Annotated in this window: 23 protein-coding genes and 1 pseudogene; 10 read left to right on the top strand and 14 right to left on the bottom strand. The window is 57.6% G+C overall.

Annotated features, from left to right (window positions below; translation table 11 throughout):
- Positions 1–417 precede the first annotated feature (417 nt).
- Both RQP55_RS08690 and RQP55_RS08685 read left to right on the top strand, forming a co-directional pair.
- On the top strand, positions 418–876 hold the full coding sequence (locus RQP55_RS08690) for a MarR family transcriptional regulator (protein WP_315609787.1): 459 nt from the start codon (positions 418–420) through the stop codon (positions 874–876).
- Positions 877–880: 4 nt separating this feature from the next.
- Positions 881–2,104 carry a cytochrome P450 gene (locus RQP55_RS08685; RefSeq protein WP_315609786.1) on the top strand — a complete coding sequence of 408 codons (1,224 nt, stop codon included), beginning with the start codon at positions 881–883 and terminating at the stop codon, positions 2,102–2,104.
- Between the two features lie 189 nt (positions 2,105–2,293).
- Here RQP55_RS08685 and RQP55_RS08680 read toward each other — a convergent pair whose 3' ends face one another.
- The 6 genes from RQP55_RS08680 to RQP55_RS08655 all read right to left on the bottom strand — a co-directional run bounded on the left by RQP55_RS08680 (position 2,294) and on the right by RQP55_RS08655 (position 7,937).
- Positions 2,294–3,673 (bottom strand): NAD-dependent succinate-semialdehyde dehydrogenase, encoded by a 1,380-nt coding sequence (locus tag RQP55_RS08680; protein ID WP_067738784.1) that lies wholly within the window; start codon positions 3,671–3,673, stop codon positions 2,294–2,296.
- A gap of 62 nt (positions 3,674–3,735) precedes the next feature.
- The gene (hpaI, locus tag RQP55_RS08675) at positions 3,736–4,536 is read right to left on the bottom strand and encodes a 4-hydroxy-2-oxoheptanedioate aldolase (protein WP_067738781.1); all 801 of its coding nucleotides are present in this window, start codon (positions 4,534–4,536) and stop codon (positions 3,736–3,738) included.
- An 18-nt stretch (positions 4,537–4,554) separates the two neighbouring features.
- Positions 4,555–5,337 carry a 2-oxo-hepta-3-ene-1,7-dioic acid hydratase gene (locus RQP55_RS08670; RefSeq protein ID WP_067738788.1) on the bottom strand — a complete coding sequence of 261 codons (783 nt, stop codon included), beginning with the start codon at positions 5,335–5,337 and terminating at the stop codon, positions 4,555–4,557.
- A 59-nt stretch (positions 5,338–5,396) separates the two neighbouring features.
- Positions 5,397–6,512, bottom strand: coding sequence for a cupin domain-containing protein (locus RQP55_RS08665; protein ID WP_067738779.1), 1,116 nt, complete (start codon positions 6,510–6,512; stop codon positions 5,397–5,399).
- Between the two features lie 22 nt (positions 6,513–6,534).
- Complete coding sequence (locus RQP55_RS08660; protein WP_067738777.1) at positions 6,535–7,527, bottom strand: ornithine cyclodeaminase family protein; 993 nt, start codon at positions 7,525–7,527, stop codon at positions 6,535–6,537.
- Positions 7,524–7,937: a hypothetical protein gene (locus RQP55_RS08655; RefSeq protein WP_315609785.1), complete on the bottom strand. Its 414-nt coding sequence runs from the start codon at positions 7,935–7,937 to the stop codon at positions 7,524–7,526. Before RQP55_RS08655 ends, RQP55_RS08660 begins: the two co-directional genes overlap by 4 nt.
- A gap of 243 nt (positions 7,938–8,180) precedes the next feature.
- On the opposite strand from RQP55_RS08655, the gene RQP55_RS08650 reads away from it, so the two are divergent.
- A complete protein-coding gene (locus tag RQP55_RS08650; RefSeq protein ID WP_067738772.1) occupies positions 8,181–9,074 on the top strand; it encodes a LysR family transcriptional regulator in 894 nt (297 codons plus the stop codon).
- Positions 9,075–9,102: 28 nt separating this feature from the next.
- Here the strand turns inward: RQP55_RS08650 and RQP55_RS08645 are convergent, their stop codons facing one another.
- Genes RQP55_RS08645 through RQP55_RS08635 form a run of 3 tightly spaced genes read right to left on the bottom strand, consistent with a single transcriptional unit; the run spans position 9,103 to position 13,426 of the window.
- Positions 9,103–10,179 (bottom strand): alkene reductase, encoded by a 1,077-nt coding sequence (locus RQP55_RS08645; protein WP_315609784.1) that lies wholly within the window; start codon positions 10,177–10,179, stop codon positions 9,103–9,105.
- Positions 10,172–11,236: an aromatic ring-hydroxylating dioxygenase subunit alpha gene (locus RQP55_RS08640; RefSeq protein WP_315609783.1), complete on the bottom strand. Its 1,065-nt coding sequence runs from the start codon at positions 11,234–11,236 to the stop codon at positions 10,172–10,174. The genes RQP55_RS08645 and RQP55_RS08640 overlap by 8 nt, the downstream gene beginning before the upstream one ends.
- A gap of 60 nt (positions 11,237–11,296) precedes the next feature.
- Positions 11,297–13,426, bottom strand: a complete 2,130-nt coding sequence (locus tag RQP55_RS08635) for a TonB-dependent receptor (protein WP_315609782.1) — start codon at positions 13,424–13,426, stop codon at positions 11,297–11,299.
- Between the two features lie 217 nt (positions 13,427–13,643).
- Here RQP55_RS08635 and RQP55_RS08630 point away from each other — a divergent pair, with 217 nt between their 5' ends.
- Positions 13,644–14,411: an SDR family NAD(P)-dependent oxidoreductase gene (locus RQP55_RS08630; RefSeq protein ID WP_315609781.1), complete on the top strand. Its 768-nt coding sequence runs from the start codon at positions 13,644–13,646 to the stop codon at positions 14,409–14,411.
- A 47-nt stretch (positions 14,412–14,458) separates the two neighbouring features.
- On the opposite strand, the gene RQP55_RS08625 is transcribed toward RQP55_RS08630, so the two are convergent.
- Together RQP55_RS08625 and RQP55_RS08620 are read right to left on the bottom strand one after the other, a co-directional pair.
- Entirely contained in the window at positions 14,459–15,217 is a 759-nt protein-coding gene (locus tag RQP55_RS08625) for an SDR family oxidoreductase (protein WP_315609780.1), read from the bottom strand.
- Entirely contained in the window at positions 15,217–15,591 is a 375-nt protein-coding gene (locus RQP55_RS08620; protein WP_315609779.1) for a nuclear transport factor 2 family protein, read from the bottom strand. Before RQP55_RS08620 ends, RQP55_RS08625 begins: the two co-directional genes overlap by 1 nt.
- 149 nt (positions 15,592–15,740) lie before the next feature.
- Here RQP55_RS08620 and RQP55_RS08615 point away from each other — a divergent pair, with 149 nt between their 5' ends.
- Entirely contained in the window at positions 15,741–16,706 is a 966-nt protein-coding gene (locus RQP55_RS08615) for a 3-keto-5-aminohexanoate cleavage protein (RefSeq protein WP_315609778.1), read from the top strand.
- Positions 16,707–16,781: 75 nt separating this feature from the next.
- Here RQP55_RS08615 and RQP55_RS08610 read toward each other — a convergent pair whose 3' ends face one another.
- Positions 16,782–17,291, bottom strand: coding sequence for a MarR family winged helix-turn-helix transcriptional regulator (locus tag RQP55_RS08610; RefSeq protein ID WP_315609777.1), 510 nt, complete (start codon positions 17,289–17,291; stop codon positions 16,782–16,784).
- Between the two features lie 172 nt (positions 17,292–17,463).
- On the opposite strand from RQP55_RS08610, the gene RQP55_RS08605 reads away from it, so the two are divergent.
- Together RQP55_RS08605 and RQP55_RS08600 are read left to right on the top strand one after the other, a co-directional pair.
- The gene (locus RQP55_RS08605; protein ID WP_315609776.1) at positions 17,464–18,504 is read left to right on the top strand and encodes a hypothetical protein; all 1,041 of its coding nucleotides are present in this window, start codon (positions 17,464–17,466) and stop codon (positions 18,502–18,504) included.
- Positions 18,505–18,568: 64 nt separating this feature from the next.
- Positions 18,569–18,901, top strand: coding sequence for an EthD domain-containing protein (locus RQP55_RS08600; RefSeq protein ID WP_315609775.1), 333 nt, complete (start codon positions 18,569–18,571; stop codon positions 18,899–18,901).
- A gap of 321 nt (positions 18,902–19,222) precedes the next feature.
- Here RQP55_RS08600 and RQP55_RS08595 read toward each other — a convergent pair.
- Positions 19,223–20,065 (bottom strand): annotated as a pseudogene (locus RQP55_RS08595) (IS3 family transposase); the annotation flags it as partial.
- A gap of 342 nt (positions 20,066–20,407) precedes the next feature.
- On the opposite strand from RQP55_RS08595, the gene RQP55_RS08590 reads away from it, so the two are divergent.
- From RQP55_RS08590 to RQP55_RS08580, 3 genes are read left to right on the top strand one after another with little or no spacing between them, the layout of a single operon-like run.
- The gene (locus RQP55_RS08590) at positions 20,408–20,860 is read left to right on the top strand and encodes a DUF2924 domain-containing protein (RefSeq protein ID WP_315609774.1); all 453 of its coding nucleotides are present in this window, start codon (positions 20,408–20,410) and stop codon (positions 20,858–20,860) included.
- The gene (locus RQP55_RS08585; protein WP_315609773.1) at positions 20,857–22,152 is read left to right on the top strand and encodes a recombinase family protein; all 1,296 of its coding nucleotides are present in this window, start codon (positions 20,857–20,859) and stop codon (positions 22,150–22,152) included. The genes RQP55_RS08590 and RQP55_RS08585 overlap by 4 nt, the downstream gene beginning before the upstream one ends.
- Positions 22,149–22,529 carry a hypothetical protein gene (locus RQP55_RS08580; RefSeq protein ID WP_315609772.1) on the top strand — a complete coding sequence of 127 codons (381 nt, stop codon included), beginning with the start codon at positions 22,149–22,151 and terminating at the stop codon, positions 22,527–22,529. Before RQP55_RS08585 ends, RQP55_RS08580 begins: the two co-directional genes overlap by 4 nt.
- 210 nt (positions 22,530–22,739) lie before the next feature.
- Here the strand turns inward: RQP55_RS08580 and RQP55_RS08575 are convergent, their stop codons facing one another.
- The gene (locus RQP55_RS08575) at positions 22,740–23,402 is read right to left on the bottom strand and encodes a DUF6602 domain-containing protein (protein WP_315609771.1); all 663 of its coding nucleotides are present in this window, start codon (positions 23,400–23,402) and stop codon (positions 22,740–22,742) included.
- Between the last annotated feature and the right edge of the window lie 58 nt (positions 23,403–23,460).

Here is a 23,460-nt window from a genome sequence, read left to right as displayed (position 1 = left end):
AAACGCTGAAACATAGGCCGCGTGAACTTTTTACGAAAAACCACTGTCCCGTCAGCGGCCGCGCCGTGCAGTTGAAACACGTTCTTCGCCAGATCGACCCCGATAATTACTACGTCCGTCATGTTGCCTCTCCTATCCCGATGGCTAATGCACCGTAATGCTGGTGCATTATGACACCGTTGGGGAGAGCGGCATCCACCCCATCTCTGGATCATAATTAATTGATTTTATTAGATTAATAGTATTTTTGTAATACCATTTACCGGTAAATGAATGCCACCCTCAACGTCCTAATTGGGCCCCAGTTACTGGACTTGGCCGCGACGTAGGGCCTACGAGATTTGGCATCGGCTTAGACTGAATGTGTCATTATTGTAATGTAATTGACAATATGGATATAGCTCATATTGTGGCGACATGAGACTCGTCGCCACCAACGCTGAAGCTGCGTTCCCCACTGCATTGGACGCCCTGACATTCCAGTTCGAGGATTTGCCGCGGCAACTTCGACGGATCTTTGACGAGGCAATCCAGGGAGCAGAGTTAAGCCGCACGCAGTGGCGGCTGCTCGCATATGTGCTGCGCCAGGAGGGCATGACCCAAACCGAGTTGGCCAGGCTCCTCGAAATCGAACGGGCCAGCGCCGGGCTTGCCATCGACACGCTTGAGAAGAAGGCTCTGGTTTCGCGGGAGCAGCACCCCACGGACCGCCGTGTGTGGCGGATTATGCCGACAGAAAAGGCGCGTGCTCTGCTCCATGACCTGCGCGACACCGTCGATGAAATCTATGCGCAAGTTTTCGAGGGATTTTCGGACTCTGAGCTCGACCTGCTCGGCCGCTTCTTCGAGCGCATTGCCAAGAATATGAAAGACTGACCTCATGACATCCATCGCCATGCTCGACCCAAGCCTGCCGAGCCGTTTTGCTGATGGCTCGGCTTACGAGGTGTTCGCACGCCTGCGCAGCGAAGCGCCGGTGCATTATTGTGCCGAAAGTAGATTTGGTCCGTTCTGGTCGATCTCACTCTATGATGACATTGTTGAGATCGAGAGCAAGCCGCAACTCTTCTCCTCCGAAGCCAAGCACGGCGGCGTATCCATCATTGATGTCGATCCTGCCGCGAGCGCTTACTTTGAATCCTTCATCATGATGGATCCGCCTCACCACACCGGCAAAAGGCGGGTCATCGCTCCCGCTTTCAATCCCTCGGAAATGGCACGCCTGAGCCAATCCATCCGCGATCGGACCTCGGCGAAACTTGATGCCCTACCCCGGGGAGAGACATTCGATTGGGTGTCGACTGTCTCGATCGACTTGACCATTGATATGCTGGCCATCCTGTTCGATTTCCCATGGGAAGAGCGGCACAAGCTGCGCCTCTGGTCTGACGCGATCACCTCGCTTGATATGATCGCCAACCGCCCTGAAGAGCGCGTCGCTCATCTGTTCGCCATGGCCTCGCGATTCCACGAACTTTGGCAAGAGCGCTCTGCAGCCGCGCCCGGCTCAGACCTGCTGTCCATGATGATCCACTCTAACGACTTGGCGCAAATGGATGCCGCCGAGTTCATGGGTAACATGGCGACCTTGATCGTCGGCGGAAATGACACGACCCGCAATTCGATGTCGGGGATGGTTGAAGCCTTCAGTCTATGGCCAGAGGAATGGGACAAGCTGTGCGCCAACCCGGAGATCATTCCTAATGCGGCGAGTGAAATCATTCGCTGGCAATGCCCCGCGATCCATATGCGGCGCACGGCGCTGGAAGACGTCGAATTCAGGGGACATCAGATCCGCAAGGGCGACAAGCTCGTGCTTTGGTATATCTCTGCCAATCGGCAGGAGGATGTCTTCCCTGACGGTGACAGGTTCCTCGTCGATCGGCAAAACGCGCGGCGCCATTTGTCGTTCGGATATGGTATTCACCGCTGCGTGGGCGCACGTCTCGCCGAATTGCAGATCCAGATCTTGTTAGAAGAGATGATCAAGCGGAACATGCGGGTAAGCTTGGCTGGACCGGTCGATCGTGAACCGCACCCGTTTCTCGCAATTGTGAATTCCGCGCCTGTCATGACGATGTTTAAATCGAGCAGCATCATCTGACTTGCTGATGAAGTGGTCGTTAGGGCACTAGAAGGGCTAAGTTAACTCAACTGCACGGTCGCCGATTCCCATGATTGCGAGTTTTGCGCTGGCGAACAAATGCAGAAGATGGATCTCTTGAAGTTCCCGTTTCATATCGCTCTCAGTTGATTATCCAACTTGTTAAAAAGTGAAAGATTCACCTCCCAATCAAGCTTGGCGAATCCACTGCAGTTGGGCGTTTGAGAACTCCTTCAACCCGAAGTGAGAGAGCTCGCGGCCATAGCCACTATTCTTGATGCCCCCGATCGGCACTCTTGGATCTGAGGCAGAAAGGCCATTTATGTAAACAGCGCCCGCTTCTATTCGTGCAGCCAAGTTGGCAGCTCGGCCAGTGTTGCGGGTCCACAGCGCGGAAGACAGCCCAAAGTCACTGTCATTTGCGAGCGAGATGGCGTGCTCGGCGTCGTTTGCGACCAAGATCGGAGCGACTGGTCCGAAGGTTTCTTCGCGGCAAATCGGCATGTCGTTCGTCACGTCAACCAGCACTGTCGGCGGATAGAATGCACCCCGGCCTTCGGGAATGAGACCACCAATCAAGATCCGGGCGCCCCTGGCCACGCTGGCTTGAACCAGGTCATGAACCTCAGCTCGCAACCGTTCACGCGCCATCGGCCCCATTTCTGTGACAGGGTCTTCGGGATTCCCAACCTTGATCTTAGATGCCTCGGCGACAAATCGATGAGTGAACTCGTCTGCAATGGGACGTTCAACAATAATGCGCTTGGCTGCGATGCACACTTGTCCGCAGTTCTGGAAGCGTGCGGTTACGGCAGCTGTAACGGCGCGATCGAGATCTGCGTCCGCCAGGACAATGAACGGATCAGAACCACCCAACTCCAACAGCGACTTCTTGAGATTTCTGCCCGCCTCGGCCGCGAGCGCCGCGCCCGCCGCGACTCCTGCTGTCACGCTCACACCGCAAATTCTGGTGTCGCTCAATAGGCCGGCGATTGCGTCGCGGCTTGCGTTGACCACCTTAAATGATCCGGCTGGGAAGCCGGCATCTGCGAAACATTCCCCAAGCGCCAATGCGCTTCCCTGGACATTATCAGCGTGCTTCAGAACAAAGCCATTGCCAGCCGCCATGATTGGAACTGCCGCACGCAGCACCTGCCAGATCGGAAAGTTCCAAGGCATTACGCCGAGAACGACGCCTAACGGCAAGTAGCGGACCGTGGCCACGCCGTCCGTTCCAAGCTCGGATATCTCGGCGGCGAGAAGGTGCTCGAGATTGGCTGCATACCACGCGCAAAGGTTCACGCACTTGTCGACTTCACCAAGCGCGGCTGAGATCGGCTTCCCCATCTCAGCCGTAATCAGGGCTCCAAGCAGATCTCGCTTCGCTTTCAGCGTCTCGCCGAGCTGGTCCAGTAGCCTCGCTCGAGTGGACACTGCGAGCGAGCGCCAGGCTTGGTATCCTGCATCAGCCTCCGCCACGGCTGCTTCCAGTTCGAACGAATCCATGGCCGGATAAGAGGCAATTTCCATTCCGTTGGCCGGATTGATCGACACTGATTTGATGCGCATGAAGAAATCCTGATTGGATGTGGACTAGAATCTGTCGAACGTCCCCGTTTCCACGAGGTTGGTCAGTATACCGCCGCGTTACCAGTGTTTGGCTTTGGGCTATTCGCATCCAACTTGAATCGTGCCGCGAGGGCTTCGGCACCGCGAGCCAGGACCGTCACATCCGTTCCAACAGCGACGAAAGATGCTCCCAGCTCAATGTAGCGCCGGGCCAGACGTTCATCGGCGATGAGGATTCCTGACGGCTTACCGCATGCCGCGATCCGTCCCAGGGCATCTTCAATCGCAGCTTGCACCTCAGGATGGCCTGGATTGCCGAGATGGCCGAGGTCGGCAGCTAGATCCGACGGACCGACAAAGATGCCGTCAACGCCCTCGATCTGAGCAATCTCTTCAAGCCGATCGAGGCCAGCTTGACTTTCGATCTGAAGCAGCAGGCAAATCTCGAGGTGCGCCTCGTGGAGATAATTTGGTGTGCGGTTCCAGCGACTGGCGCGTCCTATGGCCGAACCGATTCCCCTGGATCCATGGGGGGGGTAGCGTGTTGCGCGGACCATGCTTCGGGCCGCTTCCGCCGTCTCGATCATCGGGACCAGCAAGCTTCTTGCGCCGATGTCCAGGTATTGTTTGACCAGGACGGGATCGGCAACAGGAAGGCGGACCACCGGTTCGGTGGTGCCGGCAGCAACGGCCTGCAATTGCGAAAGGACAAGTGGGATATCATTGGGTCCATGCTCCGCATCGATAAGGAGCCAATCGAACCCCGCTCCGGCGCAGATCTCGGCGGTATATGGGACTGCTAGCGCCTGCCACATTCCAATTTGCGTCTTCGCCTCGGCAATGGCCTGCTTGAAGGCATTCATGCCTGCTCTCCCGTCTTGTTATGTGAAGGATATTTCAACGCGTCCGAAGGCGCCAAAGTCGCCGACAATATGACTGCCGACGGGAGCTTCGATCGGACGTATGAAAGAGCCAGACAAGACGATCTGCCCCTTCTCGATCGACTGGCCATATGCGCCTAACCGCTGCGCAAGCCAGGCCATCGACAGCAGCGGATTGTCGAGCACGCCAGCACCAAGACCGGTTTCTTCAATCTCGTTGTTGCGCGAAACGATTGCGCCGATCCAACGCAGATCTTCCGGTCTGAAACTGCGGACCGGATCACCAAGGACAATCCCGCCGTTGGCTGCGTTGTCCGAAATCGTGTCGAAGACTGTCCGCATTCTGCCAGTCTGCGGGTCAGTCCGAGTGATCCGCGTATCTAGGATTTCCAGCGCAGGTGCGATGTAGTCGGTGGCCTCGGCGATCTCCTGGGGCGTCGCATCAGCGGCCACGTCTCGCTTCATCACAAACGCGATTTCAGCTTCGATTCTCGGCTGAATGAAGCGACCCGCGGCAATAGTGCTGCCATTCGCAAATGCCATCGACTCCAGAAGTACGCCAGAATCTGGTATGTCGATCTGCAGAGCGGACTGCATCGCTTTCGAAGTTAGGCCAATCTTCCAGCCGATCACGGGGTCGCCGCGCTCTCGCTTCATCCGAACCCATTCGGCCTGGATCGCGTAGGCATCATCCATCGTGATGGTCGGGTAGTCTTCGCTGAGTAAACGAATTTGGTTGCCAGTGCGTTCTGCTCCATCGAGCGCGAGAGCAGCAGCGTGCACGGCCTCACCCGGAAGGGTGAGGCCGGTCGGGCCGCTAGTAACGCGGGACACTGCGCCCATCAGGCTGCAGACTTGCGGTTCGTGTCGAAGCCCATCTGGGCACCGAGCAGAGCAGGCGGTTCCTTGAGATTTTCCTGCCAAAGCAGCGCTTCCATGGCAATCGTCAAGGGCTGGTTCTGGATGGTCAGTTCGTAGACGTAATCGTCATACGAGGCGTGGTTGTGTACCGCCCAGCCGGGTGCTGACAGCATCAGATCGCCAGCCTTCCATTCGTAGACGTTACCGGCAACCGTACTGCGACCGGAACCCTTGAAATAGTAGTTGATGGATTCCGAAACGTGACGGTGCGGCCGATCGACGATCTTCGGCGGTCGGATGGTAATGGTCGCAAAAAAGTTCGGGGTAGTCCCGTTGGTTCGACCGGTCATCGGATTGTAAAGCAGGTAGAGCCTGCGGCCCACGTAATCTTGACCGAGATCCTGAAGCTTCTTGAGTTCAGTTTCCACGCGTTCCCACGGCCAATGTAGGGCATTTGACTCAACCGAAGGCGGATTTATCAGCTTCTCGTAGGGCATGAGCATCGCGCCGTCGTCACCGATCTCGAATGTCCCGTAAGGGCTGTTCCGGCGGGGATTTATTGCATCTTCATCGTCGTGGACCAGACCGGCGAGCAAGGGAGGGTTCGCTTCCCAGTGGTGAACTTCCATGAACTGCAGAAGCGGGACATTCGTATAGGTCAAGAAGACCTGCAGTTCGGTGCCGGTGTTCTCGCGCCAGTAGGGGACGAATGACGGCGTATTGTAGACATCGTACTGGCGGAACGGAATGCGGCGCCCACCGACGTTGGCTACACCTTCGCCTCGGATGCAGAAGTTAACTTCGGTGGCGTTGTGCCGGAAAGGCTCGGTCCGCTCGCCAGGTTTCAGCACGTTGAGAGTTACCTGAACCGATGTCGCCAATCCCGGCGACTGCGCGTTTGCGCGAGGATGTACGATCAACGAGCTGCGACGTCCGTTTTCGGGCAGGGCAATCGATGCGAGCCTTTCAACTTCCTCGTCGATCTGTTCCTTGGTGATGATCGCCGGCGCCCACGGCTCATTCTGCCGATAGTTCTGTCCGCTTATGTCGACGAATTTTCCGACGGTATCGGCAAAATCGGTACGAAAGTCGCTCATCGTATTTCTCCTCAGGAAAGGCTCAATTCTTGGTCAATCGGGGTGCTTGCCGGGTGATCGAGGGAAGCGGCTTCCCAAGCCCAGCGCTGCGCGCGCGCTCGAGGATTGCGATGCCTAGCGACAGGTCGGAAATACCCATGCCCATCGCCTTGAAGAGCGTAAGATCGGTGCTTTCCGGGCGGCTCGCCCCACCTGCCACGAGGTCCGAGAGCGGTCGGAGCCGCGCCCATGCGTCTTCGTCGTGACCGAAGCTCTCTTGGAATTCGCGACTCAACTTTCGCACTTGCGGTACGCTGTCGGCGGCACACAGCGTCGTGCGCGCCAGCAAGGCTGGTTCGAATTCGGCGCGTTCGGGGGTAATTGCCCCAACTGCGTTGATGTGGACCCCACTGGGTAAGGCATCGGCGGTCAAAAACGGGACCCGTGCCCGGGTCGCCAGCGTAACAATGTCAGCAGCATCGAGCGCCTCATCGAGGGCTTGGGTAGCGACGGCCTCGATCCCCAAGCTTGCCTCGACCTTCGCGGCCAGCGCCTCGCGATTGGCGGGCGTTGGGCTCCATACCGTCACTCTTTCAAGCTTTCTAACCGCAGCTACTGCAGCCACCTGCGTGATCGACTGCTTTCCCGCCCCGATCATGGCCATTCGGGTTGCATTCTCTCGCGACATCAGATCTGTCGCGAGACCGCTAATCCCGCCGGTTCGCATCTGACCAAGTGCGAACGCTTCTATGATTGCAAGGACGCTGCCGTTGTTCGCGTCGATCAGGATAAGCAACGGCATTGCGCCGCCTGCCGTATGAGCCCAGGTCTTTGTCCCGACAATTCCCAAGCCCTCGAAAACGGCACCAATCGCATGCAAGGTCGAACCGTTAGCCCAGGTCGCATGGGTCTTAACCATATTGCTTGCACGTCCAGCAGCTTCCTGCCGGAGACCGTCGCGCAAAGCTTCGATGGATTCGGGTAGCGACATGACCGAAACTGCTTCGGCCTCGGAGATCCAGATTCCTCCGCTCATTGGCCGCCTCCCTCGAAAATCGAGGGCACCGGTGGCACCAAGCCGAGACTGTTTACGATCAAGGCATGGGTGATGTATCGGCCGACCAGGAACAAGGTAGCCATCGCTTGCTCGACACCGATCTGGTCGATGACAGCGTCCAGTTCGGATTCGACAGATTTTCCACGGCGCTCAATCAGGGCAACAGCCAAGCGTTGCACGGCGCGCTCCGCGTCCGACAGCAGGACAGCGTTGTCTGGATCGACCTGCTCGACTGCGGCAACCCAGTCTTCGCCAAACCCGAGCTTCTTAGAGAGCCGTTCGTGCTGGTGCAGTTCGTACCGGTTCTCCATCAAGGTCGCCACTGTGAGCGCCCCCGTTTCGGTCAGGCGGTCCGGGAGCGCCTTCTTGAGGTTCTCGGTCATCTCCATGAACGGGGCGAGGACATCCGGCTGGTGCCCGGCACACCGGAAAAACTCTCCCAAATAGCCAAGTCTCTCAACCCTCGCGCGCAATACGTCCTGCACGTTCGGCGCCAGTTGTTCGAAAGATAGCCTTGGAATCTGAGCACTCACAGATCGTCGCTCCCGCTGGTTGCGATTGAGCTATCTGCTACTTTCTGTCGTATCGGAAATACATTATAGGACACTCGGTCATACCTATGGAGTATAAGCATGGACCTCAGGCAGATGCGTTTCGTTGTGGCTGTTGCCGAGGAGCTCAGCTTCACCAAAGCAGCCGCTCGCTGCCACGTCTCGCAGCCTCCGCTCAGCCGCGCGATCCGCGAGCTTGAGGAGGAGTTGGGCCTGCAATTGTTCGAGCGAGATACCCATTCTGTGCGCGTGACACTCGCCGGACAGGCCTTAATCGCCGATGTCCGCGTTGCCCTCTCAGCGTTGGAGAAGGGCGTCGAAAGTGCGCGCAGGACTGCGGCCGGTCTCAAGGGCGCGCTGAAAATCGGCTTTGGTGGATCAACAGTCTATTCGCTGATGCCCTCGCTGGTTAGGCGCTTCCGGTCGAGCGCAAGCGACGTCGATCTGGAATTCTCTGCGATGCCTGTCCTTAGTCAGATCGAGGCCCTGCGGTCGGGAGTTATCGACATCGGCTTGTTGCGGCTTCCGATCTTCGACGAATTGATCGAGACGCGTTTTGTGCACAGTGAACCCCTGGTCGTCGCCTTGCCGGAGGGTCATGAGCTTCTTTCGAGAAGCGGACCTGTGGCTATGAGCAGCCTGCGAACCAGCAAGTTCATCACCTATGAGCCGACACGAGGCTTCAATTTCCATTCCGACTTGCTCGCGCTGTGCAGGCTATCCGGCTTCAATCCCGAAATAACTCATCAAGTTCCAACGACCGAAGCCGTTGTCGGGATCGTCGCCTGCGGCGAGGGTGTGGCCGTCCTGCCCGCTTCCGCCGAACGGTTGCGGATGAAGGGAGTCTTCTTCCGCCCACTCAATGCAAAGCGGATACCTGAGCATTTGTCCCAAGTCCGCTTTGGACTGGCCTGGTGCAAAGAAGGTGCGCCAGCGACCGCGCTTCAATTCGTCGAGCGCGTGGCGCCGCTGTAGCCTGCCTCGGTCCTAGATGACGCTTGTTTCAAGACGACGCAAGAGGCGGATAGTCGGTAAAGCCCTTCTCTTCGCCTTGGTAGAAAAAGGCAGGATCGAAAGAAGCCAGCTCGGCATTCGTCCGGAAGCGCGCGACCAGGTCGGGGTTGGCAATAAAGGGGGTGCCGAAGGCAACAAAGTCTGCTTCGCCGCTAACTATGGCTTGCTCGGCCGATTGTGCGGAATAGCCCCCGTTTGCAATGTATGTGCCGCCAAACTGCGCCCGCAGCGCGCCATAGTCGAAGCCTTCGTCCCCGAGTTGAATGACGTGGAGATAGGCAACACCGAGTTTGCCCAGAAGCTCTGCCGCATACCCGAACGTAGCTGCGGGGTCGCTGTCAGACATCGAGAAGGTCGCAAAGACCGGCGACAGGCGTACGCCGGTACGCCCTGAACCGAACACAGGGATCACCGCCTCGACTACTTCCTTCAGGAAGCGACAGCGATTCTCGATCGAGCCGCCGTAGCCATCGGTCCGCTGGTTCGTACCATCTCGTAAGAACTGGTCGATGATGTAGCCGTTCGCCGCGTGAATTTCGACGCCGTCAAATCCGGCTTCCTTGGCGTTGACGGCCGCCTGCCGGAAGTCGTCGACTACAGCGGGAATCTCGGTTGTTTCCAGTGCGCGCGGGGTTTCGAAGTTCTGAAGGCCAGTAGGGGTATAGATCTGCCCATCGGATGCGATTGCGGATGGTGCAACTGGGAGTTGCCCGCCGAGTTGCACAGATGAGTGCGACAATCTCCCGACGTGCCATAACTGAAGGAAGATCCTTCCACCTTCGCTGTGCACGCGCTCGGTCACTTTCCGCCAGCCAGTGATCTGCTCTGCGCTGAAAATTCCGGGAGTCCGCGGATACCCTTTGCCCTGTGGCGAGATCTGCGAAGCTTCCGAAATGATCAACCCTGCGCTTGCTCGTTGACCATAGTATTCGGCAATCAAATCTGTAGCGACATCACCTTCACCTGCCCGGCTTCTCGTCATCGGCGCCATGACAACCCGGTTTTCGAGCGAAATGTCACCGAGCTGGGCTGGGGCAAGCAGCTTGGGGTAGAGGTTATCAGTCATGAGTTATTCCTTTTGCGCCAGCCTCCAGGCCTTGCTCTTGCCTGATAAGTTTCGCCAATGATCGGCGCGCGAGCAGCGAGGCCTTGTCGCCTTTATTGATGATTGGATTCATCGCCAGGATGTCCCAGGAATCTCCCATTCGTTCTTGGACCGCCTCGATCACTCGCTTGTCTTGTTCAAAAGCGTAGGTTTGCGCCTTCGCCCAAAAGGCGAGGACTGAGCGGTCGTCCTTGCGATAGGACTGAGCTGTGCCGTAAAAGTAGTGGGTACTGGTGGCGGTTTCAGGTGTCAGCCCGTCCAGGCTCATGATCTGCAAGCCCTCTTTACGCTGACCGCCGACCGGCATGACGCCGACGTCCAGCATCATGTTCGAGGGCGCCTCCCAATGCATGTCCATCCAGAAGTCGACGTTTCCCTGCGCCCAGTCATCGGAGACGACCGCAGCCCATCCCGGAACCATGGGTGAGTTCGGACTCAGCCACATGTCGACCAAACCAGTCTCCGTGTGCTTGGTCTTGTGCACCATGCTCGGTGCACGATCGGAGCTGCCCAAGACATCGCCATGAACGAAGTTCACATGCGAGAGGTCGAACAGGTTATCGAGCAAGAGCAGGTAATTGCCCTTGATGTGCATGTACTGCAGGTCAGCATCCCAATCGGGATCATCGTACCAACGATAGTCAGGAATTGCTTGTTCTTCGGCCCGATCGGGATCGCCCATCCAAATCCAGACCAGATTGTGGCGTTCGACAACCGGATAACTGCGAACACAGGCGCGCGGGTTGAGTGGCTCATCGGGCTGAGTGGGGTTTGCAACGCATGCCCCGCTCGGATCAAACTCCATGCCATGATAGCCACAAACCAGGCCGTTCGAGCTCATCCGTCCCATCGACAGTGGCGCAAAACGGTGCGGACAGCGATCCTCAAGCGCGGCGACAGTCCCGTTGTGGGTTCGAAACAGGACGACATCTTCGGACAAAAGCTTGCGGGCCAGTGGCGCAAAGCGCGTAACCTCTCTGGCGAGCGCGGCGACATACCAAGCATTTTTCAGGAACATGCTAACGCCTCTGCAGAACTGGCAAGGCGCGCTACCGTTAAGTAGCGCGCCCGTATTTCATCAGAAGTTGAAGCCCAACCTAACACCGTAGGTCCTGGGCGCTTCGAGATAGGCCGTCCCGGGACCTGGGATCCCTGCAAAGGCAGTCGCCGCGATCACCGGCTCGTTCGTAATATTCTTGATCCACGCGCCAAGATTCCAGCGCTCGTTGTTAGCGAAATAGGTCAGACTAGCATTCGCCTTGACGTAAGGCTGCTGGCGCGTGCCCAGATTGTGGATGAAGTCAGCGTAGAAGGCGCTTTCAAAACGGGCATCAGCCTGGGCGCGAAGATAACCATGCGACCCGATATCGAAGTCACGGGAGTACTCTGCTGAGACAGTCCAATCGGCCGCGTATGCTGGAGACAGGCCGTTGTAGTTATCGCCGGCCGGTGTGATGAAGTCCTTGTTGCGGGCGTGATTGTAGGAAACGCTGAAAGACAGGGTGTCAGCCCGCGTCGGCTTGAGCTTGAGGTCTGCTTGTACGCCATAGATCTCGACCTTGGCGGCGTTGAAGATCGGGTTGAACAGCTTACTCTGGTCAAAAGCCTGGATGTAGAGGTCACGATAATCGTAGTAATAGGCCTCGAGGTTCAATTGCAGCCGATCATCAAGGAATCGGTTTTTGACGCCAACAGTGTAGGACGTTAGCTTCGCGGGTTTGACCAGATTGTCATTGCCGGGTGTTGCAGGGAACGGATTGTATGTCCCTGGAGCATAGCCGGTTTGGAATGTGGCGTAGGCCATCGATGCAGGGCCGATATCGGCTTCGACCCCGGCCTTGATGTCAAAGCGGTTGAAAGTCCGGTCAAATGTGTATGGCTGAAGCATGAAGGAAATACCTGCCGCTTCGGCCTTGTCGGAGCTGTACCGACCACCCAGGATCGCACGGAACGAAGGCGAGATATTGTAGGTGACTTGCCCGAAAGCAGCGATCCCAGTCTTAATGCCCTTGTTGTTGTTGAAGTAGATGCCTTCGAAAGGCGTGCCAGGCAAAACGCGCACATCCTGCTCAACCGACATCCAGTAGTAATAGGCGCCGGCAATCCACTTGACCGCATCGCTATCACCCGAGAGCCGTAGTTCATGCGTGGTCTGCTTGTAGCCGATCTCGTAGTAGGCAGGCACACCGCCCAGCCAGTACCCGTAATCGAGGTCCAGCTTGAAATATGACGGAATGTAAGTGAGCGTGACGTTATCGCTCAAATCAACGTTGATTTCTGATCCAGCGACGTAGTTCTTGTAAGTGAGATCTTCCGCCTTGGGCTGGCCAAAAGGTGCCAGCGCAGAAAGTGCACCGGTACGCGTATCGTCCCAGGGATTGGGGCGCAGAAAGGCATTTTCATCATAGGCAAATGTCGTCGGGTTTGTGCCCTTGTTGACCAGGTTCGGCGCCGTGCCGCTCTTGTCGACGAAATAGCCCCAGAGGTACATGTCGAAACCGGCATTGGAATCGTAAAGAAGACCTAGGCGAATGGCGAGGTCATCCTTGGCTTCGGCTCCACTCGTCATGTAACCGCTGGTGTGAGTGTAATCGACACCGATGCGGGCTGCGAGATGTTCGCCGAGCGGCGCGTTTGCGATCGCGGTGCCATGAAAGAGATCGAAGTTGCCGGCTTCCAGAACGCCCGAGAACCCAGCTTCGCGCTTCGGCTTCACGAATGATGCGTTGACGGTGCCGCCCATAGCGTTGCGACCATAAAGCGTGCCCTGAGGGCCTGGCAGGACTTCGACACGTTCGATGTCAAACAGCGGAGCGCTGGTACCTTCGCGTGGAATGTAGACGCCGTTGAAATTCAGTGACACGACCTGCTCGACGTTGGCAAAGTCGAGATTTGCACCGACACCGCGCAAGAAGACCTGGGTGGACTGGCCTTCCTGCTGGAAGCGAGCAGAAGGGACGAGGCTTTGGACAGCCCGAAGATCGACAACCCCCTTCTCGACCAACGATTCTCCGGTCACCGCAGTAACGGCAGCAGCTGTTCGCTGGACATTTTCAGCGCGCTTTTCAGCTGTCACGATGATCTCACCGAGGCCACCTTGGTCGGTATCAGCTTCGGACTTGGCTCCGGTTTCCTGTGCGAATGCGGTTCCGTGCGCAGTCATCGCGAGCAGGCTCGCCGAAAAGATAATTGCAGATCGAGTTACCATAGCGTCTTCCCCTCCCAAACATGGAGAACAGCACGACCGCAGTTCCGAACCGGGCCTAGCCGATCGGAACTGAGTGGCTTGCGAAGGTTAGGTCCCTCGACTGTCGATGCCGACTCCGTTTGCAGATACCTTTATATAAAGGTAGATTGTCGATCGCAATAGCTTTTATATAGCAGGAATAAATCGGCCGCAGTGGCCCAATTGGAGGAGGTTCCAAATGTCTCAAGAACTGAAGGAAAAGGTGATCATCGTAACGGGTGCTGCCAGTGGGATAGGGCTCGCGAGTGCCAAGCGAATCGCGGCTGCGGGTGCAAAGCTCATCGCCAGCGACATCAGCGAAGAGGCAGGCCAAGCGCTTGTAAACGAAATCCGTGATCAAGGCGGCGAAGCGACCTTCGTTCGCGCTGATGTTGGGGTTGAAACCGAGGTTGCCAAGCTGGTCGATGCTGCAGTGGCAGCGTATGGCCGCCTCGACGGCGCATTCAACAATGCAGGCATCGTACAGTGCGGAAAGCCACTTCACGAGCTTACGACCGAAGAATGGGATCGTGCACTTCGGATTGATCTCACCGGGGTTTTCTGGTGCATCAAATACGAAGTGCTCGCAATGCTCGAAACTGGAGGCGGAGCCATCGTCAACACGGCATCATCCTTGGGGCAGGTCGCAATCGCCAATGCTTCCGAGTACGTCGCAGCAAAGCACGGCGTGATGGGTCTCACCCGCGCTGCAGCCGCTGACTATGGAGCGCTTGGCGTGCGCGTGAACGCTATTCTTCCCGGGATTATCGAAACCCCGGTTATCGAAAGTCTCTCGCAGAACGAGCAGTTCGCCGCGTTTCTCATAAAGTTGCGGGATCGCCATCCAATCGGCCGCTTCGGACAGCCATCCGAAATCGGGGAGGCCGCGACATGGCTGCTGTCGCCCGCCGCCTCATTCGTGAACGGCGCTACAGTGCCGGTCGACGGGGGCTATCTGGCAATCTAGTCGGAGCTGGAGCGAGGGCGGCGGAGACATTGCCGCCCTCGTTCCCATCACCAAGCCGACAATCCTCCGTCGACCCGCAAATCAGCGCCCGTGATGTAACTGCTGTCGTCGGATGCAAGAAACAGAGCTACCGATGCGATCTCTTCCGGGCGCGCAGGACGACCCAGCATGATCTGATCAATCATGGCTTTGGACATGTCCGGATCGCCGAGCACGCCAACTGTCTGGTGGGTCGCAACGAGACCAGGCGAAATCGAGTTCGCGCGTATTCCAAACGGAGCGCCTTCCATGGCGAGCTGTCGAGTCATGGCAAGAACGGCACCCTTTGCCGCAGCGTGAGACAGGGCGGGCAAGGGACGATAGGCCTGCAAGGCTGAGATGGACGCCGTGTTGATAATGCTGCCGCCATTCTTGGCTAACTCACCCCAGGCACAACGGATCAGATTGTACACGAGGTGCAATTCCTCGTTGATCGTCTTGTGCCAGTCCTCGACAGGCATCTGATCGACCGGCCCGAAGTAGGCCATCGCCGCGTTGTTGAACAAGACGTCGACGCGCCCAAATTCCTTCACAGCCAGGCCGACCAGGTCTTCGCAGGCCTGCATATCCGTCAGATCGCACGGCTGGAGTGATACCATTCTGCCGCCCAGCGCCTTGACCTGCGAAACAGTTTCCTCTGCCCGTCCAGAGACTACGTCGCAGCCAACGATGAGTGCGCCTTCGCGCGCGAAGGCAAGCGCTGCCGCCGAACCCATGCTGCCCCCAGTGCCGGTTATTACACAGACCCGGTCCTTGAGCCGTGCCATCAGGCGTCTCCCTGCGGGGGAATGAACATCTCGTGGTTGTCCACGAAGATCCGGACTTCCTTGATCGTTTCGCCTTCGACAAAGATGATGTCGCAACCAGGGTAGCTGAATTCGCGCCCGTGCCGATCGGTATAGTGAACCCGCGTTTCCACGGTAATGCAGTTCTGATCGCGCCAGATCCCGACAATGTCATGATGCATCTTGGCCGCCACATCGACAACCATCGCATACTGCATGCGCACCTCAGCAATTCCGTTTGCCACGGGAAAGTTTGCAAATCGCCAAATCACATCTTCTGGCAAGACACTGCTGAAGCGCTCAATGTCGAGCGAATCGGCTGCTGCGAAGAAATCTCGAACCAATCTATCTGTCATTTTCCCTCTCCTATTCAAACAACATACAAGCCCGGATTTGCGAGGTTTTTCCGCATGAAACTGACCTCGGTTGACACTAAATATACTTTTATATAGAAGTGTTTTGGGTGTCAACCTTTTCGCGGATGCGAATTAGAGAGGAGTCGAGAATGGAAGCCCTGCCACTTTGGGAAGCCGCCAAGCGCGAGATGGAGGAATATCAGTTCGTGTCATCGGCGAACGTTCAACCGCGCTGGAAAGTGCCTGAAAAAATTGCAATCAATGTAGCCGTGTCTGGCCGATTTACCGAAGGTGCTTCGGCGAATGCTGCCAACCCGACCTCGCTCGAAGATTACGTAGACGAAGCTTCCAGGGTGATCGAAGCGGGCGCGTGCGGTGTTCACATCGATTTCACCTGGGTCACTGATAAGCAGGGTCGCCGATTGGACCGCGATCTTCCGCCAGTGGAAGCCTACAGCGCAGTCATCGAGCCACTGCGCGCCCGGTTCGGCAACGACTTTGTCCCCAATCTCAATGTCCTTAACGGGAAGACTTTCGCGGAATGTATGAGCCCGGCCAAGGCAGGTCTTGCGGAAGCCTGCCCCTGTGCCCCAGGTCATCCCGACGCGTTCATGATTCCCGCAATCCAGACGATGGAAGAATGCGGGATCAAGCCCGAACTCGCCGTCCATCACAGCGGCGAAATCGAACTGGCGCGGCGTAAGCTCATAGAAACGGGGATCTTGCAGAAGCCCTATAACTGGTTGATCCTCTATGGGCTACCATTCAATGTCGGGCGCAGCCTCGCTTCCGGGACATCAGTGGGTGACGCGCAGGAAATGGCGCAGCACCTCTTCCTGATGGTCGACCAGATCCGCAAGATCGATCCCGAAAGTGTGATCTCAGTCTGTGCGGCGGGTCGCGCGACGCTGTACATGACGACGCTTGCGACGATGATGGGACTGCACATTCGGGTGGGGGTCGAAGATACCTTGTGGAAGTATCCGAATCAGGACATCGAACTGCAGACGAACCTGGAGATGTTCAACATGGCCAAGGACATCGCAGGTCTGCTTGGTCGAACGCCAGGCGACGCAAACTACTACCGGTCGTTGGTCGGATTGCCGCAAAAGTGAGTGGCGAAATGGGGAATGCCGAAAGGCGTTCCCCATTTCACGCTGAACAAGTCGCTTGATTGCTTGGCTTAGGTCTCAATCATCTGACCCAAAGGCCATTTCAAGATTGGCTGCAATCTTCTTGATGGCCCGAATCGCCACCTCGACCTCTTCCTTGCTCAGACCTTGCGTGGCGATCTCATTCAGCTCGGCAGCATAGGGCAGTAATTTGGGTTCGAGTGCTCGTCCGGCCTCGGTTAAACTAACCACGATCTTGCGTTGGTCTTGAGGATCTCTGACGCGTTCAATCAGTCCCTCGGCAGCCATCCCCTTGAGTAGGGCAACAGTGGTGGTCTCGGTGACCCGCGTTGCTTCGCTTAGGTCGCGCTGCGTAATTCCGTCCTTTATCCACAAGGCGCGCAGATAATTATAGAAGCCGGATTTAACGTCATGACGGTTCAGGCGCACAGTCAGGAGGCGGTCGAAGGCAAGATGAGCTCGCCTGATCTGGAATGCGACACTGCGCTCCGGCGAAAGTACCGGGCCTACAGACCTCCTTGCCGGACTGGAGTTTCCCGTCTTTTGCGTTTTGGAGTTATACTCCATTCAGGCACCTCGTGTTTAATTTCGTGAGCATCGGTTTGTTATTCGCTAGCATAAAGGAGCAGGCCTGTGTCCATCCCATTCAATGCGTCAACCATGACCGACGGCTGGATCGTTGACGTTCGCCCGGTCATGGCATATACTTTTATATAAAGCCATATCAGAGGAACCTGTGATGTCCGAAAGTGAGAACGCTCCGGCAGGCGGCAGCCCGCCTAACCCAAATCTTTGGTCGCGCGACGGTTTCACGGGCGCGAATGCGATCGCACTTCGATCCGACTACACGCCCAACTTTATCAGCGTTCGCGGGCGTCACGCACCGCACCGCTTCAATATCTTCGCCATCGACACCGAGGATCAGAGGTCACCAGAGGCTCTGCCGACGCCTGTGCTTGTAGGTCGCAATGGCCTCCAACTTGCTGTATCTCGCCGGCGCGCGCCCACGCCATTTGCAATGCGAAACACCGAAGGCGACGAATTGCATTTCATCCAATCGGGATCAGTCAGGTTCTTGACCGACTTCGGTACGATCGACGCAGGGCCCTTGGACTTCGTACATATCCCTCGCGCAATCACGTACAGGGTCGAGCCACTTTCCGATAATCTCGTCGCCTTGATCCTGACCAGTCCCGATCCCCTTGCGTTCGACACGCCCGCCCCATTCGGGATGATCAACTTTGGCAAGGCTGTGCGCAAACCAACGATCGACCCTGCGCTCCCGGAAGGGCCCAAGCGCTTGCTGATTCGAAGCTTTGACGGCTCCACTGAATTCGAGATGGTTCACGACCCAATCCGGGCGATGCTACAAGTCGGCGGTAAGGAGCCTGTTTGGGCCCTTAGTCTGCGGGACATTGTCCCCGTGTCCTATGGTGAGCGTGGTGGCCCTCCGGCGCAGTTCCTGTCGACCGCCGACACTGGCGTCATGTCCTTCACGCTCAGTGCACGACCGGGGCCAAGGCCACCGGTGCACGTCAATGCGGACTATGATGAAATCATTCTGTTCGCAGAAGGGCCGGGCGCATGGGGCAAAATCAGCGAGCCCGGCACTGTGACCTGGGTGCCCAAGGGCGTCACACACCACGGTCCCAAGGAAGATGTCCCTGAAGGATACCAAGCCTGGCTGATCGAGGTTCGTCAGACAATGCGGCTGACTGAAGAGGCACAGGCTCAGGCACACCTCATCGAGACGAGCGAATACGGGTGCTTTGAGGCCTGATGGCTGAGATCGCCGCATCAATGGCAAGGCGCTTTGTCATGATCCGCGGGAGCAAGGGTGCGCCGTGATCAAGCTCATGATTTTGGTGAAGCGCAAGGCAGAACTCTCTTCCGAGGCGTTCAAGGAGCATCTGTCAATCACTCACGCGGGACTTGTGCGGGATTGCCCAGCAACCGGAAAGTATGTTCGCAAGTACGTGCAAAGCTTTTGCGTTGCAGGTGAGCCTGACGATAGGTCATTCGACGGTGCGGTTGAACTCTGGTTCGATTCTCTTGAGGACATGGACCGATTTTTTGCCGATCCCAACTATCTCGCAACAGTGAGGCCAGATGAACCACGCTTCGCCGATCTCGAGAAGTGCTTCTTTTTGACCACCGAAGAAGCGCAGGTCATCTAATCAAGTCGACACCTGCGCGAAGTCGCCCGAAGGCCCGCCAAACGGAACTGACAACTGATGTCCCTATGGGTAGCCGCGGCGGTCTTGGCCGGCCTGTTTCAGTCGCTTCGAACGGCCATGCAGCAGAAGCTCAGGCATCGTCTAACGGTCAACGGCGCCGGGATGGTGAGGCACCTTTTCGGCTTCCCGTTCGTTATCGCTGCCGCCTTGCTCTACCTCGGTCTGAGCAATCAATCCCTGCCTTGCCCACCCCTTGAATTCTTCGTTTACGGGGCCGGGACTGCCGTTTGCCAGATCTTTGGCTGAATAGCCCCTAGTTTTCTAGACGCCTTCCGCTTTCAAAATCTGCTGCCGTTCGAACTCGACGGGTGACAGCATTCCGTTCCTGACCTGCTTGCGCACCGGGTTGTAGAACATCTCGACGTAATCGAACACGTCCTGTCGGGCTTCTTCGCGGGTTTTGTATGTTCGGCGCCGGATGCGCTCGCGCTTGAGCGACGAGAAGAAGCTCTCGGCGACGGCATTATCATGGCAGTTGCCGCGTCGGCTCATCGAGGGCTCAAGATTGTGAGCCCGGATGAACGCAGCCCAGTCCATGCTGGTGAACTGCGAGCCCTGATCCGAGTGGATCAATACTCGCTGCTTCGGTTTGCGCCGCCATACAGCCATGTGCAGCGCCTGCAGCACCACATCGGTGGTTTGCCGGCTTTTCATCGACCACCCCACCACCCGACGGGAGTAGAGATCGATCACGACGGCCAGATAGGCAAAGCCCTCCATGGTGCGGATGTAGGTAATGTCCGTCACCCAGGCCCGGTCTGGCGCAGTCACGTCAAACTGGCGATCCAGAGTGTTGTCGACCGCCAGCGATGGCTTGCCGCCATAGCTGGCCGGTCGGCGCTTGTAGCCGATCTGCGCCTTGATACCCGCCAGTCTGGTCAGGCGGGCGATACGGTTGGGGCAGGATGTCTCTCCCTGATCGAGCAGATCATCGTGCAGCTTGCGGTAGCCATAGACCTTGCCGCTGTCGTTCCAGGCTTGCCGCAGCAACTCCGTCTGCCGAGCGTCTTCCCGAGCTCGCTGGCTCAGCGGGCTCTTCTGCCAAGCATAGTAGCCACTAGGTTGCACAGCGAGGCACCGGCACATGGCTCGCACGCCAACCCTTCTGGGGGTAAAGCTGTGAAGCACTGGCGAACCCCTTCGAACGTAGCGGGATATTGCCGGATTCGGCGATCCTGCGGCCATGATCAAAGTCGACTTATCTTCCATCGCCAGCGCCAACGACGACATGCCCAGATATGGGGCCATGAAGCGTCCCAATGCGCTCCATCCCAGCCTGATGACGCCTGCCGAGCGGCGCTCTGAACTCTGCGCAATTCTGGGTCTGGGCATCGTCCGCCTGCACCTGCGCAATAGGGGGCAACTGTCCCCTCAAAGCGGAGACTTTCCGCTACACTTCACGCCCGAACAGAGCGGTAGTGCGGCTCCAACTCGAAGGAGAGCTGCATGACCAATACCAACCCGATCCCGGCGCGCCTGGCAGCGCTGAAGACCATGTCTGGCGCTGAACTGAAGAAACAATGGCGGGCCCTGTTCAACACTGAGCCGCCCCTGTTCAATCGGCGCTACATTGAAACCAGACTGGGCTACCGGATCCAGGAGCTCACCCATGGCGGACTGAAGCCTGAGACAATCCGGCGCCTGCAGGACCTGGGCGAGCAGCTCGATGGCGGGAACATTGCCACCCGCCGCATCCGCACGGACCTGAAACCCATCATCGGCACGCGCCTGATCCGCGAATGGCAGGGCACCGAACACTGCGTGACCGTCACGCGCGACGGGTTCGAATGGCAGGGCCGACCCTACAAATCACTGTCGGCCATCGCGCGGACCATCACCGGCACGCGCTGGAACGGCTGGGTCTTCTTCGGTCTCAAGCATCACAGGAGGGCGGCATGAACACGCCAATTACGCGCAAGCTGCGCTGTGCGGTCTATACGCGCAAATCATCGGAAGAAGGGCTCGAACAGGAGTTCAACAGCCTGCACGCCCAGCGTGAGGCCTGCGAAGCCTTTATCGCCAGCCAGCGCAACGAAGGCTGGGTGCTGGTTCGCGACCAGTATGACGATGGCGGAGTATCGGGCGGCACGTTGGAGCGGTCAGGGCTGCAACGCCTTCTCTCAGATATCGAAGACGGACTGGTCGACGTGGTGGTAGTCTACAAGATCGACCGCCTGTCGCGCTCGCTGATGGACTTCGCCAAGCTGGTCGAGGTGTTCGACCGTAATGAGGTGACGTTCGTGTCGGTCACCCAGTCGTTCAATACGACCACATCCATGGGCCGGCTGACCCTCAATGTCCTGTTGTCATTCGCGCAGTTCGAGCGCGAAGTGACCGGCGAACGCATCCGCGACAAGATTGCGGCGTCGCGCGCCAAGGGCATGTGGATGGGCGGCTGCCCGCCGCTGGGTTATGACGTTGAGGCCCGCAAGCTGGTGATCAACGACGTCGAGGCCGACCATGTCCGCTACATCTTCGACCAGTTTGCCCAGTGCGGATCGGCAACGGTCATGCTGCGCGATCTCAGGAACCGCGGGATCACCACCAAGCAGGGTGGGATCATTACCAAGGGGTTCCTGCACCGCCTCATGAACAACCGGGTTTATCTAGGCGAAGCGGTCCACAAGGGCACCAGTTATCCCGGTGAGCACAAGGCGATCATCACGCAGGATGCCTGGGACAAGGCCCACGCAATCCTGACCGAGAGCCCTCGCAAGCGGGCAGCACATACGCGCTGCAACACCCCTGCATTGCTCAAGGGCCTGCTGTGGGGTCCGGATGGCGCGGCGTTCTCACCAACCCACACCCGGAAGGGTGGCAAGCTCTACCGCTACTATGTCAGCCAGTCGGTGCTGCGCCATGGCGCTGGTGTCTGCCCCGTTGGCCGTGTCCCAGCCGCCGAGATCGAGAGCGCGGTCATCGAGCAGCTGCGGGCCATATTCCGGCAGCCGGAAATCCTGGCCGGATCAACAAAGGCAGCCCGAGGTCATCTGCCAGTCATTACCGAGGAGGAAGCCCGAATGGCGCTGACCACGCTCGATCCCATGTGGGATGAACTGTTCCCGGCCGAGCAGACCCGCATCGTGCAAATGCTCGTCGAGCGGGTTGATGTCGGCACCGATGGTTTTGACGTCCAGCTGCGGCTCGACGGCATGGCCACATTTGCACAAGAGATGAGGGAGGCAGCATGACCGACACCGAGATCGTAACCGTCCATGTCCCGTTCCACATTCGCAAGCGTGGTGGCCGCAAGGAGATGATCCTGCCCGATGCGGCGCTGACCAAGCACCGGCATGTCGACAATACCCTGATCAAGGGACTTGCCCGCGCTTTCCGGTGGAAGTGGATGCTGGATACCGGCGCATGTCCGACCCTTGGCGACCTTGCCGCCCAGGAGAAGATATCGCCGTCCTACCTTACGCGCGTACTGCGGCTGACCTTGCTGGCGCCAGACATCATCGATGCGATCCTGGATGGGCAGCTGGGGCCTGACACCACACTGGCGACCCTAATGGACCCGTTTCCGATCGATTGGGACGAGCAACGCCGGCATTTTTCGGAGGTTTAGTTTAGCGCTGGTCATGGCGACCAAGCGGACGGAAGGGATGATCAGTTTGCGTTCCGGAAGATCGGCTCTAGCAGGTAAGATTGGGAATGCGGACGTCCGCTAGCCGGTGCGTGGCGTCGATAGACGAGACCTCCCTGGCCGAACATTACGGCATAGCAGACACTGCGAACGTGTAATGTTCGCACAAGCGCGGACCTACTTCGAATGCCGTCAAAGCGCGTACGCCAGTGGGTCAGTTGATGCGCTCTGGAGCGAATTTGTTATGAAGTGAAGGTCAGCGATCAGCCCCCAAAGCGCCCAAGGACCTTGGGCTACGAGCCCGCTCCTTGAAGCATACAGTCCGGCGTCTATGACCAAAGCGCCCATAATATTCGGGCACGCGTTCAAGTTATTCTGCAAGGTCGAGATGTTTTTCCAGCCAGTATAGCCAACAGCAAACAACGGGATCTGTGATGCAGGGCCGTTTCCAAAGCTCATGCTCGCACCGAAGGAGCGGTGAAGTGTAGCAAGAGCATTCGCAGTATTTACAGCATCGGTCCATTGATTCGCGAGGTTCGATTTGACCTCAACAACTGCCGCCGCAGCCTCGGCCAGATAGAGACGCGTTTGTCCTGCACCTACGGTTGGTAAAGACGGCGCAAACGGATATTCAACTACTACGTCAAGTTGACCGCTTTTGGCGCCTGATGCGTCCGTGGCATCTCCAGTCCCAAACCTATAGATCGGAGGCAGAACTTTGGCGAGAAACTCATCTATAAACGCAGCCCGTTCTTGACCAATTGTGGCAGATGAAAGCCCAACGCTGCTCTGGTAGATGCCGTTAAGAATTGCCTGAAGGCCCGTTAGTCTTTGCAGTACATGTGGGTTGGGCATCTAGGCTTTCCTCCGAAGCTGTCCACGAACGCATACGCAACTGTATTATGTAACTGGA

It is taken from the genome of Novosphingobium sp. APW14 (assembly GCF_032337075.1).
GTDB lineage: Bacteria > Pseudomonadota > Alphaproteobacteria > Sphingomonadales > Sphingomonadaceae > Novosphingobium.
Note: the sequence above shows the minus strand (reverse complement) of the source record. Positions and strands in the feature narration are given on the sequence as shown.

What these genes read in the sequence shown, in the direction of transcription:
- RQP55_RS08690 (WP_315609787.1), top strand. Translation starts at nt 418, where the DNA reads ATGAGACTCGTCGCCACCAACGCTGAAGCTGCGTTCCCCACTGCATTG.
- RQP55_RS08685 (WP_315609786.1), top strand. Translation starts at nt 881, where the DNA reads ATGACATCCATCGCCATGCTCGACCCAAGCCTGCCGAGCCGTTTTGCT.
- RQP55_RS08680 (WP_067738784.1), bottom strand. Translation starts at nt 3,673, where the DNA reads ATGCGCATCAAATCAGTGTCGATCAATCCGGCCAACGGAATGGAAATT.
- hpaI (WP_067738781.1), bottom strand. Translation starts at nt 4,536, where the DNA reads ATGAATGCCTTCAAGCAGGCCATTGCCGAGGCGAAGACGCAAATTGGA.
- RQP55_RS08665 (WP_067738779.1), bottom strand. Translation starts at nt 6,512, where the DNA reads ATGAGCGACTTTCGTACCGATTTTGCCGATACCGTCGGAAAATTCGTC.
- RQP55_RS08660 (WP_067738777.1), bottom strand. Translation starts at nt 7,527, where the DNA reads ATGAGCGGAGGAATCTGGATCTCCGAGGCCGAAGCAGTTTCGGTCATG.
- RQP55_RS08655 (WP_315609785.1), bottom strand. Translation starts at nt 7,937, where the DNA reads ATGGAGATGACCGAGAACCTCAAGAAGGCGCTCCCGGACCGCCTGACC.
- RQP55_RS08650 (WP_067738772.1), top strand. Translation starts at nt 8,181, where the DNA reads ATGGACCTCAGGCAGATGCGTTTCGTTGTGGCTGTTGCCGAGGAGCTC.
- RQP55_RS08645 (WP_315609784.1), bottom strand. Translation starts at nt 10,179, where the DNA reads ATGACTGATAACCTCTACCCCAAGCTGCTTGCCCCAGCCCAGCTCGGT.
- RQP55_RS08640 (WP_315609783.1), bottom strand. Translation starts at nt 11,236, where the DNA reads ATGTTCCTGAAAAATGCTTGGTATGTCGCCGCGCTCGCCAGAGAGGTT.
- RQP55_RS08635 (WP_315609782.1), bottom strand. Translation starts at nt 13,426, where the DNA reads ATGGTAACTCGATCTGCAATTATCTTTTCGGCGAGCCTGCTCGCGATG.
- RQP55_RS08630 (WP_315609781.1), top strand. Translation starts at nt 13,644, where the DNA reads ATGTCTCAAGAACTGAAGGAAAAGGTGATCATCGTAACGGGTGCTGCC.
- RQP55_RS08625 (WP_315609780.1), bottom strand. Translation starts at nt 15,217, where the DNA reads ATGGCACGGCTCAAGGACCGGGTCTGTGTAATAACCGGCACTGGGGGC.
- RQP55_RS08620 (WP_315609779.1), bottom strand. Translation starts at nt 15,591, where the DNA reads ATGACAGATAGATTGGTTCGAGATTTCTTCGCAGCAGCCGATTCGCTC.
- RQP55_RS08615 (WP_315609778.1), top strand. Translation starts at nt 15,741, where the DNA reads ATGGAAGCCCTGCCACTTTGGGAAGCCGCCAAGCGCGAGATGGAGGAA.
- RQP55_RS08610 (WP_315609777.1), bottom strand. Translation starts at nt 17,291, where the DNA reads ATGGAGTATAACTCCAAAACGCAAAAGACGGGAAACTCCAGTCCGGCA.
- RQP55_RS08605 (WP_315609776.1), top strand. Translation starts at nt 17,464, where the DNA reads ATGTCCGAAAGTGAGAACGCTCCGGCAGGCGGCAGCCCGCCTAACCCA.
- RQP55_RS08590 (WP_315609774.1), top strand. Translation starts at nt 20,408, where the DNA reads ATGACCAATACCAACCCGATCCCGGCGCGCCTGGCAGCGCTGAAGACC.
- RQP55_RS08585 (WP_315609773.1), top strand. Translation starts at nt 20,857, where the DNA reads ATGAACACGCCAATTACGCGCAAGCTGCGCTGTGCGGTCTATACGCGC.
- RQP55_RS08580 (WP_315609772.1), top strand. Translation starts at nt 22,149, where the DNA reads ATGACCGACACCGAGATCGTAACCGTCCATGTCCCGTTCCACATTCGC.
- RQP55_RS08575 (WP_315609771.1), bottom strand. Translation starts at nt 23,402, where the DNA reads ATGCCCAACCCACATGTACTGCAAAGACTAACGGGCCTTCAGGCAATT.